The 13,117-nt window shown below is 42.9% G+C and carries 14 protein-coding genes; 10 read left to right on the forward strand and 4 right to left on the reverse strand.

Annotation, left to right across the window (positions count from 1 at the left end; translation table 11 throughout):
• Positions 1 to 9: 9 nt before the first annotated feature.
• The 4 genes from QM629_RS03270 to hemA all read right to left on the reverse strand — a co-directional run bounded on the left by QM629_RS03270 (position 10) and on the right by hemA (position 3,487).
• Complete coding sequence (locus QM629_RS03270; protein ID WP_415157146.1) at positions 10 to 387, reverse strand: hypothetical protein; 378 nt, start codon at positions 385 to 387, stop codon at positions 10 to 12.
• Positions 388 to 560: 173 nt separating this feature from the next.
• The gene (locus QM629_RS03275) at positions 561 to 1,259 is read right to left on the reverse strand and encodes a uroporphyrinogen-III synthase (RefSeq protein WP_415157148.1); all 699 of its coding nucleotides are present in this window, start codon (positions 1,257 to 1,259) and stop codon (positions 561 to 563) included.
• On the reverse strand, positions 1,246 to 2,274 hold the full coding sequence (locus tag QM629_RS03280; protein WP_415157150.1) for a hydroxymethylbilane synthase: 1,029 nt from the start codon (positions 2,272 to 2,274) through the stop codon (positions 1,246 to 1,248). Before QM629_RS03280 ends, QM629_RS03275 begins: the two co-directional genes overlap by 14 nt.
• Positions 2,275 to 2,278: 4 nt before the next feature.
• On the reverse strand, positions 2,279 to 3,487 hold the full coding sequence (gene hemA, locus QM629_RS03285) for a glutamyl-tRNA reductase (protein WP_415157152.1): 1,209 nt from the start codon (positions 3,485 to 3,487) through the stop codon (positions 2,279 to 2,281).
• A gap of 215 nt (positions 3,488 to 3,702) precedes the next feature.
• Here hemA and hemH point away from each other — a divergent pair, with 215 nt between their 5' ends.
• From hemH to QM629_RS03335, 10 genes are all read left to right on the forward strand, one after another.
• Entirely contained in the window at positions 3,703 to 4,755 is a 1,053-nt protein-coding gene (hemH, locus tag QM629_RS03290) for a ferrochelatase (RefSeq protein WP_415157154.1), read from the forward strand.
• Positions 4,756 to 4,763: 8 nt separating this feature from the next.
• Positions 4,764 to 5,324, forward strand: a complete 561-nt coding sequence (locus QM629_RS03295) for a CopD family protein (protein WP_415157156.1) — start codon at positions 4,764 to 4,766, stop codon at positions 5,322 to 5,324.
• A 191-nt stretch (positions 5,325 to 5,515) separates the two neighbouring features.
• The gene (gene porV / locus QM629_RS03300) at positions 5,516 to 6,631 is read left to right on the forward strand and encodes a type IX secretion system outer membrane channel protein PorV (protein ID WP_415157158.1); all 1,116 of its coding nucleotides are present in this window, start codon (positions 5,516 to 5,518) and stop codon (positions 6,629 to 6,631) included.
• Positions 6,632 to 6,794: 163 nt separating this feature from the next.
• A complete protein-coding gene (gene ispF, locus QM629_RS03305; protein WP_415157160.1) occupies positions 6,795 to 7,283 on the forward strand; it encodes a 2-C-methyl-D-erythritol 2,4-cyclodiphosphate synthase in 489 nt (162 codons plus the stop codon).
• 127 nt (positions 7,284 to 7,410) lie between these two features.
• Positions 7,411 to 7,851 carry a dUTP diphosphatase gene (dut, locus tag QM629_RS03310; protein ID WP_415157162.1) on the forward strand — a complete coding sequence of 147 codons (441 nt, stop codon included), beginning with the start codon at positions 7,411 to 7,413 and terminating at the stop codon, positions 7,849 to 7,851.
• 4 nt (positions 7,852 to 7,855) lie between these two features.
• The gene (locus QM629_RS03315; protein ID WP_415157164.1) at positions 7,856 to 8,668 is read left to right on the forward strand and encodes a DUF4292 domain-containing protein; all 813 of its coding nucleotides are present in this window, start codon (positions 7,856 to 7,858) and stop codon (positions 8,666 to 8,668) included.
• Positions 8,669 to 8,718: 50 nt separating this feature from the next.
• Complete coding sequence (locus QM629_RS03320) at positions 8,719 to 10,083, forward strand: murein hydrolase activator EnvC family protein (RefSeq protein ID WP_415157166.1); 1,365 nt, start codon at positions 8,719 to 8,721, stop codon at positions 10,081 to 10,083.
• A gap of 68 nt (positions 10,084 to 10,151) precedes the next feature.
• The gene (locus tag QM629_RS03325; RefSeq protein WP_415157168.1) at positions 10,152 to 10,709 is read left to right on the forward strand and encodes a cob(I)yrinic acid a,c-diamide adenosyltransferase; all 558 of its coding nucleotides are present in this window, start codon (positions 10,152 to 10,154) and stop codon (positions 10,707 to 10,709) included.
• A 66-nt stretch (positions 10,710 to 10,775) separates the two neighbouring features.
• The gene (locus QM629_RS03330) at positions 10,776 to 12,185 is read left to right on the forward strand and encodes a hypothetical protein (protein ID WP_415157170.1); all 1,410 of its coding nucleotides are present in this window, start codon (positions 10,776 to 10,778) and stop codon (positions 12,183 to 12,185) included.
• 202 nt (positions 12,186 to 12,387) lie between these two features.
• Positions 12,388 to 13,083 (forward strand): CoA transferase subunit A, encoded by a 696-nt coding sequence (locus QM629_RS03335; RefSeq protein ID WP_415157172.1) that lies wholly within the window; start codon positions 12,388 to 12,390, stop codon positions 13,081 to 13,083.
• Positions 13,084 to 13,117: the final 34 nt, after the last annotated feature.

Consider the following 13,117-nt stretch of genomic DNA (forward strand, 5'->3'; position numbering starts at 1 on the left):
TTACGAATGTTATTGAATCTGGTGTATAAAATTATCCACCTGTTCACGCAATTCGTTTATTGTATTTTCAAGCGACTGATAATCTTCATTGAGGTTTTCGTGATAGGCATACACGTTATCAGAAAACGCAGGGTTATCCGAGACATCGCTGTGCAGCTTTCGGTCGTGCAATTTTACTGCCTGTTTTAAATCGTGAATATTGATAAGCTGAATGTGCAACTGGTTTTGAAGATGCTCCAGTTCGGTTTGTTCTTCTTTGGATAAAGGATGATTGACTGCCTGTTGTAACGTGGTTTGCATCTGGTGCAATTCATCACGATGGGAACGCAAAGTTTCTTTCCAATCGTTGCATTCCCTGGTAAACTGGGAGATTTCTGTTTCGACCATGGGATTTAAATTTAAGTGAAGAAATACCCGCTGTTAATGAACAGTTGGGGCGAATCGTTGGAATAAATGTAGGACTAATTTTTATAAATTAAAGTCAAAAAAAATCAGGGCAAAACTTGTTTGCGATCAGTGTGTTATTGTAAAAAGGTTCCTATCTTACCAGATTATCCGGGTTAAAAAAATGCAAGCAGCTTTTCCACCAATTCCTTCTTTCCGGGCTGCTCGCTCATGATAATATTGGCGGAAGTATATTTTCTTATTTCAGCCGCAGTGGTATCGCCAATAGCAAATAAAGCGGTTGGCGCATGGATTGTATTCGCTGAGAAAAAGCCTTTCACTGCGCTTGGGCTGAAAAACAACACCGCATTATATGGTTTGGAAAGTTTGTATCGAAAAACAGTTGTGGTATAAACTTTAACTTCATGCACATGCATATTCTCCTGTAAAAGAAGCGCCGGCAATTCATCCCTTCTTTTATCTCCGCAAAAAAAATAAACTTCGGCTGCGTTATTATCGCCGATTATTTTTTGCGAGAGATGTATAGCATTATCAGCCACAGCGGCAAGGGTTATGCCAGCTAATAATTTCTCAGCCAATGATTTCGTTTTTTCGCCAACGCAATAAACCTTCCAATTAATTTTTTTGTTTAATAAAAGAGGTGAGACAGCTTCAACAGCATTGCCGCTTGTAAAAATAACTGTTGCATCAAGCGTTGCGATGCGCTCAATTTCCTGCTGGATAATTGCCGGTTGAATGCTTTCTGTTTTAATGAATGGGATCACATCAACATTAAATCCCTTAGAAGTAAGTTGCTGCAGTAAGCCTTCCGCAAGCTCGCCTGTGATTAGTATGGAAGTATTATTTGCCGGCATTGCGAATCTGCTCAATAATCTTATCGCCGCCTCTTGACAAAATATCTTCTCCTGCTATTTTCCCAACATCCCCGGCGTTTGATAATGGAAAGTTAACTGCAATATCTAATTTCTCTTTTCCATCGGGCGATAAAATGTTTCCATTAAAATGAACATATTTAGTTCCTGCAGCAGCCAAAGCGCCGATTGGTGTTGAACACCCGCCCATCAGCGTTTTTAGAAAATCCCGTTCAATCTTTACGCACAAAGCAGTTGTTTCATCATTGAAATGCCTGCAATATTCAAGCGCTTTTTTATCATCCTTCCTGCATACAACAGTAATGGCCCCCTGCGCAGGCGCAGGCAGCATCCAGTTTAATTCAATGGCATTCTTCGGCCTTAAGCCAATTCGTTCCAGGCCTGCAGCAGCGAAAATAGCTCCATGCCAGTTGCTCTCGCCTAATTTTCTTAAACGGGTATTTACATTACCCCTTAAATTTTCTATTTTATGATCCGGGAAACGGTTAAGCCATTGTGCAATGCGGCGAACAGAACTGGTAGCAACCACAATATCTTCTAACGCTTCAGGATTGTCAGAATGTTCTCTTAACGGAAAAGATATTCTTTCTGTTTTTTTCTTTTTTCCAGATTCTTCCAAATGACTTACATATACTTTATTAACCTTTGCTTTTCGGTCATACAAATTTGGATGCGGAACAAAAATATCTCTATACGAACCGCGTTTTAAAACCGCAGCCTGCACAATGCCTTCCGCCATTTGTACCGGCACATCTTTCATGGAATGAACGGCAATATCAATCCTGTTGTTCAGCAAAGCGGCATCTAATGTTTTTGTAAAAATACCCTGAACACCCAAAGCATATAAAGGTGTTATCAAATCCGTATCGCCTTCACTTTTTATATATACCAGTTCAGATTGCAGGTTCTGTGCAGCAAGCAGGTTTTGTACCTGTGCAGCCTGCCATACGGCAAGCGGGCTTTCCCTTGTGCCTATTCGTATAACTGTATTCGCCATGTTTTTATGCAGTGCAAATAAAATCATTTATCGCAGCAATGTAATGGCAGCCTTTGGTATTGGTTTCTTTTATCCTGCAGGCGGTTTCGTTCACCACGCGCTGGATTTTGATATTGACGGTGGATTCACAAAGCGGGCTGGCTGCATTGGAAATGAAGGTGTGGGAGTGAAGCTCCTTCAGTTTTAATTTAAGGTCTTTAAGCATAGGCACATGCCTGCGCATATAATACCATTCCACAAAATCCTGCATTGATTCGGCTATAATGGTTTTTGCCTTCGGCACTTCGGCTTCACGCTTTTTAAGCGTTTCATCTTTCAGCCTCGATAATTCGTCCACATTTACCAGGCGCATATTGGGCAAACGGCCAAGGCTTTCTTCCACGTTAAACGGAATGGAAAGATCTATGATTAGTTTGGGCTTGCTGGTTTTAATATGCGAAGACAGTATAACCGGTTGTGGCGCATTGGTGGCCACCACAATAATATCGGCGGCATTTACTTCAGCTTCCAGATCTTCCATAGCAGCTGTGGTTAAACCAAGTGCTGCCGCAAGCTCCGTTGCTTTTTCGGGCGAGCGGTTTATGAGTGTGATGTTTTTTGCGCCAAGATAATCCACCAGGTTCTTGCAGGCGCTGCTGCCTATCTTGCCTGTGCCCAGCAATAATATTTTTTTATTGCCGATATTTTTTACATGCTTTTTAATGTATTGTGTAGCTGCAAATGCCACAGAAACCGTGCCGCCGCTTAATGCCGTGGTGCTCTTGATAAGTTTGGATGATTGCAGCACACTGTTCACCAGGCGGTCTAAATGAGCGCCGAGAAAACCATGCTGCCTGGCAAACCGGGTGGCCGTTTTTATCTGGCCCACAATTTCGTAGTCGCCCAGTATTTGTGAATCAAGCCCGGCAGCTACATTAAATATATGCTCAATGGCTTCGTGGCCCTTTTTTATGTAAGCTGAACTGGTAAAGGTTTTAACGTTGCCCGGTGTATAAAGGCAAAGCAGGCTGATGAGGTCTTCCGCATTGTCCGTCAAGCCATATATTTCAGTACGGTTGCAGGTTGAAAGCACAAAAACTTCTTTCAGCCCAAATGAAGGGGCATTGTTAAGAATAGAAAAATATTGATCGTCGTTTACTGCAAATAAGCTGCGTAATACAGCGTCTGCTTTCTTATAATTTATTCCGGCTACGCAAAATTTATGTATATCCATCCTGTTATATCAAACGCTGCAAAAATAATTTGCATCTATCCTATAAATATGATTAATGTCAGGCAAAGTGTCATTTATGTGTCATGTTTTAATGGAAGATGGAAACGAAATGTTTTAATGAATCATGTAACGGCTTCATTTTTAAAGGGAATTTATGGTTTAATGACCACCGTTAGTTATTGTTTCACGTAAACAGATTTTATTTTTGTGGCTTTATGAACCAGCATTCCCGTGCGATAATATTAATGAACCTGGGCTCGCCCGGCTCAACAGAAGTAAAAGACGTAAAGAAATACCTCAACGAGTTTTTAATGGATGAGCGGGTTATTGATAAACCCTGGTTATTAAGAACCTTGCTTGTAAGAGGCATTATTGTTCCCTTCAGGGCAAAAAATTCTGCAGAAGCTTACCGTAAAATATGGACGGATGAAGGCTCGCCTTTAATTGTAATAAGCAGGCAGCTCCAACAAGCCGTGCAGCAAAATTTTGAAGAGCCGGTTGAGCTGGTGATGCGTTATCAAAATCCTTCTGCGGCATCTGTATTAAAGAAGCTGCATGCAGAAAACCCGCAGCTAAAAGAAATTTTATTGCTGCCGCTGTACCCGCATTACGCTATGAGCAGTTATGAAACCGCGGTAGAGGACATAAAGCACCAGCACAGGAAAAAGAAATACGCTTCCGTATTAAAAACGGTAAAGCCGTTTTATAACAATGAGCAGTTTATTTACGCATTAAGCGAAAGTATAAGGCCATACCTTGAAAAGGAATATGATAAAATATTGTTCAGTTATCATGGTTTGCCGCAACGGCATATTATAAAAGGCGACATGACCGGCCATCATTGCATGCAGGTGCATGATTGTTGCCACGTGGCTTCGCCGGCGCATAAGTTTTGTTACCGGCATCAAACGGTCGTTACCACGGAACTTGTGGCAAAAGCTTTAAATATTCCCGAAGAAAAGCTGGAGCAGACCTACCAGTCAAGGCTTGGCAACGACCCCTGGCTGTTGCCTTCCACGCAGGAGCGGCTGCCTAACCTGCCCGGGGAAGGTATAAAAAGATTATTGGTGGTATGCCCGGCATTTGTAAGCGATTGCCTTGAAACGCTGGAAGAAATTGCCATACAGGCAAAAAAGGATTTTTTAAATGCGGGCGGCGAGTCTTTTCAATTCATCCCCTGCATGAACACACAGCCTTTGTGGGTGCAAACTGTTGCCTGCTGGATAAGAGACTGTTTTAACGGCAGCGAAGAAATGTTGTTTCAATAAATACGATTATGTCATACCTGTACTTAAAAGCATTGCATATTATTTTTGTGGTAACGTGGTTTGCAGGCCTGTTTTATATGCCGAGGCTTTTTATTTATAACACGGAAGCCAACGAAAAAGAACCTGCCGTGCAACAGGCTTTGCACAACCAGTTTGCCGTAATGATGAAAGGGCTTTGGTTTGGCATTACCTGGCCTTCGGCCATTCTTACTTTAATATTTGGTTTGCTGGTGCTGCATTTTGGCGGATGGGAACCGGTGCTTTTTACCCGGCCAGGGCGCTGGCTGCTGGTAAAGCTTTGCTTTGTATTGTTATTATACGGGTATCATTTTTCGATGCACAAAATCTTTAACCAGCAAATGCATGGCATATTTAAATATAGTTCCCAGCAGTTGCGTATATGGAATGAAGTGGCTACTGTATTTTTGGTGGCAATTGTAATGCTGGCAACCGTAAAACAAAGCATAAGTTTTGTTTGGGGATTGATTGGCCTGGTATGTTTTGTAGTGGTATTAATGAGCGCTATAAAAGTTTATAAGATCATCCGTGAAAAAAATAAGAAGCCGTGATTTTTAAGCTGCCTTTAAATCCTTTTTACGGATTATTAAATAAAAATTTGAAAAATATTGCACATTTGCCACACTAACCAGCTATTTTTAATCGTCTAAATACTTTCCTATCGAAAAAATTATACCCATTAGTCAGTTGTTAGCCCTAAAAGCCAATGTGACGATAAAACCAAAATGATTAAAACATACAAATGATGCTAAAAAAATTACTGCTGCCGGCTTGTTGGTTGCTTGCAGGTTGCTGTTTTCTGTCTTCCGGTATTGCACAAACCAATATCATAACAACAGCCACGCCTTTTCTTAGAATTTCGCCCGATGCCCGTGCCGGCGGTATGGGCGATGCAGGTATAGCAATTTCTCCGGATGCCAATGCAGCTTACTGGAATATTGCCAAAACGCCTTTTGCCGCATCGCCAACAGCAATAAGTGTAACTTATACGCCCTGGCTGCCCGATATTGCCAAAGATGTGTACATGATTACACTGGCAGGTTATCATAAGCTGGATGAAGACCAGGCTTTTTCTGCGGGCATAAGATATTTTAATTTGGGCCAAATTGACTTTACGGATTATACGGGCACACCAACCGGTTCCGGCCGGCCGTTTGAATTTTCCCTTGACCTGGGATATTCAAGAAAAATATCCGGCACACTGGGTTTGGGCGTAGCATTGAGATATATCAATTCTGATTTAGCAAACGGCGCCCCGCCAAATAACGGTGTTGCCTATAAGGCCGGGAGCACCATTGCCGCCGATCTTTCATTATTCGGTGACGATACGGATGAAAACGGGCAGGGGGCCAGATACGGTGTTTCCCTCTCCAACCTTGGCGGCAAAATCGGTTATACTGATAATGCTGAAACCAAAGACTTCATTCCTGCTAATATGGGCATTGGCGGCGCTTATACCTGGGCCTTCCAGGAAATACATAAGCTTACACTTACCGCCGAAGTAAATAAATTGCTGGTACCTGCATTTCCCACTGACACCTCTGAAGATGCACGTAATGAATACCATGCACAAAGCGTTTTCAGCAGCTGGTTTAAATCGTTTAGTGATAATGCTTACTCAGGTTCTTTGGGCGCAGAATATACGTATGATAATATGTTTTCGCTACGCGCAGGCTATTATAAGGAAACAAAGCAAATGGGCAACCGCAGTTATTTTACGGCCGGCGTGGGTTTAAAATACCAGATATATGGTTTTAACTTCTCTTATCTGGCCCCGTCCGGCAATGGTGTTACAAGAAACCCCCTGTCAAATACCTTGCGCTTCAGCCTTTTATTTGATTTTGGTGAACAGGAATAACATTATTTCAATACAATTTAAATAAAGTTTAAGGCGAAGGCGGTTACCTTCGCTTTTTTCATAAAACTTAAAAGGCCGGTTTAAAAGGATATGTCACAAAGGCTCAGGTTTATCATTTAAACTTTTTTGTGTCCCGGCGCCTTAGCGGCAGCATATAACAATTATGAATATCAGGATAGGTTCGGGCATAGATTTTCACAGGCTGGAAGAAGGCCGGGATTTCTGGCTTGGCGGTATAAAAATACCGCATACAAAAGGCGCGGTTGGCCACAGTGATGCGGATGTTTTACTGCATGCTGTTTGCGATGCCATGCTGGGCGCTGCCTGTTTGGGCGATATTGGCGAACATTTTCCAGATACGTCTGATGAATTTAAAGGCATTGACAGCAAGATATTGCTGGCAAGAACGAGCCGGGTTATACAAAAAGAAAATTATAAGGTGGTGAATATAGACAGCACCCTGTGCCTGCAGGCGCCCAAGATAAAATCGTATGTTCCGCAAATGCAAAAAGCAATTGCGGATATTTTAGGGCTGAATGAAAAAGACGTTTCCATTAAAGCCACTACAACAGAAAGGCTGGGTTTTGTGGGAAGGGAAGAAGGCGTGGTGGCGTATGCATCGGTGCTGCTGGAAAAATTGGAAGAAGAATAATCAATGCTCAACAATCAATATTCAATGTTCATTTTTTCGAAGCGTTCATAATTGAACATTCCTGCCCGTCCGTCAGGCGGGGATTATTGCGTATTGAATATTGAGTGTTTTAAAAATTAAAATAACAATGCAGTCTGTTAGCATCAAAATCATCAACAATTCCGCAAACGCATTGCCGGCGTATGAAACGGAAGGTTCATCGGGCATGGATCTGAGGGCCAGCCTGGAATTTCCTGTTAATCTATTGCCCATGCAGCGGGCATTAATTCCAACTGGCCTGTTTATTGAATTGCCTTTGGGTTATGAGGCGCAGGTAAGGCCGCGCAGCGGGCTGGCCATTAAACACGGCATTACCTGCTTAAATACGCCCGGCACCATTGACAGTGATTACCGAGGCGAATTGAAAATAATTCTGATTAACCTTTCCGGCGAAGCGTTTACCATACAGCATGGCGAAAGAATTGCCCAACTGGTTATTCAGCCGGTTGTAAAGGCAGCCTGGGAAGCAGTGGAAATTTTAAATGAATCCAAACGTGGCGATGGCGGGTTTGGCCACACAGGAAAATAAAAGCATGAAGAGCATATTTTTTATCATTATGGTTTTTGGGTTGATAGCAGGCATTGGTTGCCGTACTGCAAAAAAAGCACAGCGAACGGTTAATGATTCAGCCATAAGCTCATCGCCGGCCGTTAAGTTAAAGCCGGTTGATTCAGCAGAGATTTTGAAAAATCAATTGATGGATGTGGCCAATGTGCCTTTAAATTTTACTACATTTTATGGCCGGGCCAAGGCAAGCTTCAGCTCTCCGAAGATGGCCGGCAGTGCCACCGTTTACATAAAAATGCTTAGAGACAGCATTATCTGGATTTCAATAACAGGGCCGCTTAATATTGAAGGTGCAAGGGTTTTGGTTACGCCCGACAGTGTTAAAATAATAAACAAGCTGGAGAATACCGTGCAGCTAAGCAGTATAAAAAATCTTCAGAAAGTAACGAAGCTGCCGCTTGGTTTCAGCGAGTTTCAGCATATCATTTTAGGCAAAGCCGTATTGAATGGCAGCAATAATTTCCAGGTTAAAAAAGATTCTATCACCGTTACAAAGGCAGATGAAATGCTGCGTTATATGTATTCGTTTACAAGAAATGGATTTTTGCTGGGGCAAAGTAATTTTCAAACCATTAATAACAGCGATGTAACCGGCGCTAACATTTTTTATAACGATTATCATACAGTTGATAGTATTAGCTTTTCTGCCGGCAGGGACATTGCAGTAACCGGCAAAACCCCATCAAGCCTTACACTGAATTTTAAAGACTATAATTTCAACCAGCCGCAGAGTTTTGTGTTTACAATTTCAAAAAATTACCGTGTTAAATACGATTAAGCCTTTGGTATCGTTAATTTAGCGGCAATCACCTCAAACAATACCTGTTCATGATAAAAAAACTGTTTGCAGCTTTTATATGCTTAAGCATAGCATTGGCGGCGGCTGCGCAGGATGAAAGCAAAGAAGATATACAAAAGAAACAGCAGCAACTGCAACGCGAGATTGCTGAACTAAACAGCACGTTAAACCAGATTAAATCAAGCAAAAAAAAGTCGCTGAGCCAGTTGGCGCTGGTGCAGAGAAAAATTGCTGCCCGCAATGCGCTTATCAATAATATCAATAAAGATTTAAAGCGGCTTGACAACACGATCTATACCAGCCAGCTTGATATAAACAGGATGAGGCGGGAGCTTGATTCACTTAAAATGAATTATGCCAAGAGCCTGGTATTTGCCTATAAAAACCGCAGTAACTACGATTACCTCAACTTTATATTTTCTGCTACAAGTTTTAATGATGCTGTTAAACGGGTTGCATACCTGAAAAGCTACCGGGAATACCGCGAAACGCAGGTAAGCACCATTAAAAAAACTCAGGCGGTAATTGAACAAAAGATCGGGCAGCTTACATCAAACAAAGAAGAAAAAAAATCTACATTGGTTGAGCAGGGCAAGCAGTTGGGTGTTTTACAGGAAGACCGGAAAGAACAGGATGATGTTTTGAAAGACCTGAAAGGCCGTGAAAGCGATGTTGCCCTGCAGATAAAACAAAACCAGCGCAACCAGCAGAAGTTAAAAGGCGCTTTGCAGGCTATCATCAACCGCGAAATTGCTGAGGCGAAACGTAAGGAAGCCGCTCGTTTAAAGGCTTTGGAAGAACAAAGAAAAAGAGAAGCTGCCGCCGCAGCTAAAGCCAATGCCCCTTCAAACAGCACGGCTGCCACGGATAATCCCAAAACGCCCACAGACGCTGCAACACCGGCGGCATCCGGCAATAATGCAGCGCCTAAAAGCAACCGTGTTTATAATGTGCTCGAGTCAACAGAAGAGGATAAAATAACTTCTATCAATTTTGAAACAAGAAGGGGCAGTTTGCCCTGGCCTGTAAGTTCGGGTGTGGTAAGCATTCCTTTTGGTTCCTATACGGTGCCGGGCACCAAAATAGTAGGAAATAATTCCGGTATAAATATCTCGGTGCCGCTCGGCACCTCCGTTAAATCTGTTGCAGACGGGGTGGTATCCGGCGTGTTCGATATGGGCAATGGCCAGGCTGTTGTAATAAGGCATGGTAAATATTTTACGGCATACAGCAACCTTAACAATATAAAAGTTAGCTCAGGCACAGAGGTGCATGCCGGTACGGTGCTTGGCGCTGCAGACCGCGGCCAGGATGGTGATGGGGAAGTAATTTTTATGGTTGAAAACAGCAGCGGCGGTTATCTTAACCCGGAAAGCTGGCTGCGTTCCAAATAGATTTCATGCTGCTGGCAGGCTATCCAAAACCCCGGCCTGCATTACAGGCAAGTGTTTACCTTTACCTTATGTCAGCAAAAATTTATACAAAAACCGGCGACAAGGGAAAGACGGCTCTTATTGGCGGAACAAAGGTTTTCAAAAACGATATCCGTATAGAAACCTATGGCACGGTTGATGAATTAAATTCACATATAGGCCTCGTAACGGATTATATGCCCGATGCGCATCAGCGCGATATTTTAAAACAGGTGCAGGATCGTTTATTTGTTATTGGTTCATCGCTTGCCTGCGATCCGGAAAAGGAAACAGGCATGCATATTCCCGATCTATGGGAAGATGACATTGTTCTGCTTGAAAAAGAAATAGACGGCATGAATGAAAGCCTGCCCGTTATGAAAAACTTTATTCTGCCGGGCGGCCACGCGGCTGTTTCATCCACGCATATTGCCCGTTGTGTTTGCCGGCGGGCGGAGCGCTTATGTGTAAATATGCAGCAGCAAGAATTATTTATTGAACCGCTTATTGTTAAATATCTTAACCGCTTAAGCGATTATCTTTTTGTGCTGGCCCGCTTTACCGCACGGCAACTGGGTATGGCTGAAGTAGTATGGAAACCACGCTGAATGCAGTTTGTGCTGTTAATTCAAACCTTAACGCTTCCTTTTAATGCTGAAAATTAGATTTGTAACATGAAGCGCTTTCTTTTTATTCTATTGCTAACGATTTTTCTGTGCCCGGCTTTTGCCCAAAATTTAACCGGTATCTGGCGCGGCAGTTTTTATGCAGGGAAGCCCCCTTTTCAGGAATATTACAAATATGAAGTGCAGATAGACCAGCAAAACAATAACTCCATAAGGGGTGTAACTTATTCCTATCGTACCACGGTTTTTTATGGTAAAGCCATTTTTGAAGGAATATGGTTCCCTAAAACCGGAAGCGCCCTTATAAAGGAACTGAAGCTGGTTGAACTGAAAATGGAGAGGGGCAGTGATGCCTGCGCCATGACCTGCGACCTGGAATATGCAAAGGAAAATGGAAAAGAAACGCTCAGCGGTACATTTACAAGCATAAATATAAACAGTAAAACAGATTGTGGCAGTGGCACCGTTTACCTGGAAAGAGTAGAAGAATCAGATTTTCAAAAAGAAGATTTTCTGCTCAAAAAAAAGCCTGGCGCTCCTTCGCCGGAAGACCGTATTGGCCCCAAACCCTCCAATAAAAATAATATAGCAGCTTCCAATACAAAGAAATTGCAATCGGCATTGGGCGTTCCGGCCGATGGCGTAGCCGGCCCCAAAACCATGGCTGCGCTTAAAAGAAAGCTGCCCGATGTAAGCGATGCGCCCGATTTTAATGATACCGATGCTATTAATAAACTGGTTGACCGCATTAAAAAAGCAAATACATCAGCGCCGCTACCTCCGGCCGCCACACCTGCGCCGGCAAATGATATTGCCAAAGCAAATACAAAAAGATTGCAAGCTGCCCTGGATGTTCCGGCCGATGGCGTAGCTGGCCCCAAAACAATTGCCGCCCTTAAAAAGAAACTGCCTGATTTTAACGGTGAACCGGATGTAGCCAATACCAGCCAGGTGAATGATTTGATAAGCCGTATTAAAAAAGCAAATGCAGCCTCAAAAAATGCAACCCCGGTAAACCCGCCTGTCGCAAAGCCGGATACGGTTGTGAAAACGCAGCCGCCCGCACAGGCGCCGGATGTTGTGCATAAGGAAGTTCCAGTGCCGGATGTAATTAAAACAAGAAGCAACCCGCTTATTAAAACCATTACCACCAATTCGCCCGATATAAAAATTGAGTTGTACGATAATGGCGATATTGATGGCGATACCATTACGGTGTATCACAATAACAAGGTGATTGCCTGGAAAAAAGGCCTTACGGATAAACCGGTTGTTATTAATGTAAAAGCTGATGCCGGCAATACCATGCACGAGTTTGTGATGGTGGCAGACAATCTCGGCTCCATTCCGCCAAATACCGCTTTAATGATTATAACAACAGGCGGCAAGCGGTACCAGTTATTTGTGTCGAGCGATACACAGAAAAATGCAAAAGTGGTGGTGGAATATCAGCCTTAATGCTTATTTTCTGCTTCATTCCCCTGGATTTTATTTGGGCTATTGAACCCTGCCTGCCGGCAGGCAGGGTTTGAGCCCTTCGGGCTTAAGTTGACGGCTATGATGTCTCCACCCGCCTGCGAAAATTTGAAATGCGCCCTATATAATTTCAGCGCTGCCTATTGATCATTTTCATTTTACCTTGCATTCCTAACCTGGATGTATGAAAAAAGTTTTTGATAACGCCGCCTCTGCCATATCTGATATCGAAGACGGCGCAGTAATTATGTTTGGCGGTTTTGGCCTTTGCGGTATTCCCGAAAATTTAATAGCTGCTTTAAAAGAAAAAAATGTAAAGCAATTAACCTGCATATCCAATAATGCAGGTGTTGATGATTTTGGCCTGGGCCTGTTGCTAAAAACAAAACAAATAATAAAAATGATAAGCAGCTACGTGGGCGAAAATGCAGAATTTGAAAGGCAATTGCTTTCCGGGGAACTGGAAGTTAACCTGGTGCCGCAAGGCACACTGGCCACACGCATACAAATGGCAGGCATGGGCATTCCTGCTTTTTTTACCCCGGCCGGTTATGGAACAGAAATAGCCGAAGGAAAAGAAGTGCAGGTTTTTAATAATAGACATTACCTGATGGAATATGCCCTGCATGCAGACTATGCTTTTGTAAAAGCATGGAAAGGCGATACAATGGGCAATCTTATCTTTAGAAAAACAACAAGGAATTTTTCTACTTCAATGGCCAAAGCCGGTGATATTACCATAGCGGAGGTGGAAGAACTGGTGGAGCCTGGCGGTCTTGATCCTGATAATATTGATGTAGCCGGTATTTATGTGCACCGCATATTCAAAGGCGGCAATTATGAAAAGCGCATTGAGCGCCGTACCGTGAAAATTCAGTAAGAAACCGTAATTCGTAAACTGAAATTGTAAATTC

The organism is Parafilimonas sp. (assembly GCF_047606085.1).
GTDB lineage: Bacteria > Bacteroidota > Bacteroidia > Chitinophagales > Chitinophagaceae > Parafilimonas.

Excerpts from the sequence above, each read along its gene's own strand:
- QM629_RS03270 (WP_415157146.1), bottom strand. The coding sequence starts at position 387 with ATGGTCGAAACAGAAATCTCCCAGTTTACCAGGGAATGCAACGATTGG.
- QM629_RS03275 (WP_415157148.1), bottom strand. The coding sequence starts at position 1,259 with ATGCCGGCAAATAATACTTCCATACTAATCACAGGCGAGCTTGCGGAA.
- QM629_RS03280 (WP_415157150.1), bottom strand. The coding sequence starts at position 2,274 with ATGGCGAATACAGTTATACGAATAGGCACAAGGGAAAGCCCGCTTGCC.
- hemA (WP_415157152.1), bottom strand. The coding sequence starts at position 3,487 with ATGGATATACATAAATTTTGCGTAGCCGGAATAAATTATAAGAAAGCA.
- hemH (WP_415157154.1), top strand. The coding sequence starts at position 3,703 with ATGAACCAGCATTCCCGTGCGATAATATTAATGAACCTGGGCTCGCCC.
- QM629_RS03295 (WP_415157156.1), top strand. The coding sequence starts at position 4,764 with ATGTCATACCTGTACTTAAAAGCATTGCATATTATTTTTGTGGTAACG.
- porV (WP_415157158.1), top strand. The coding sequence starts at position 5,516 with ATGATGCTAAAAAAATTACTGCTGCCGGCTTGTTGGTTGCTTGCAGGT.
- ispF (WP_415157160.1), top strand. The coding sequence starts at position 6,795 with ATGAATATCAGGATAGGTTCGGGCATAGATTTTCACAGGCTGGAAGAA.
- dut (WP_415157162.1), top strand. The coding sequence starts at position 7,411 with ATGCAGTCTGTTAGCATCAAAATCATCAACAATTCCGCAAACGCATTG.
- QM629_RS03315 (WP_415157164.1), top strand. The coding sequence starts at position 7,856 with ATGAAGAGCATATTTTTTATCATTATGGTTTTTGGGTTGATAGCAGGC.
- QM629_RS03320 (WP_415157166.1), top strand. The coding sequence starts at position 8,719 with ATGATAAAAAAACTGTTTGCAGCTTTTATATGCTTAAGCATAGCATTG.
- QM629_RS03325 (WP_415157168.1), top strand. The coding sequence starts at position 10,152 with ATGTCAGCAAAAATTTATACAAAAACCGGCGACAAGGGAAAGACGGCT.
- QM629_RS03330 (WP_415157170.1), top strand. The coding sequence starts at position 10,776 with ATGAAGCGCTTTCTTTTTATTCTATTGCTAACGATTTTTCTGTGCCCG.
- QM629_RS03335 (WP_415157172.1), top strand. The coding sequence starts at position 12,388 with ATGAAAAAAGTTTTTGATAACGCCGCCTCTGCCATATCTGATATCGAA.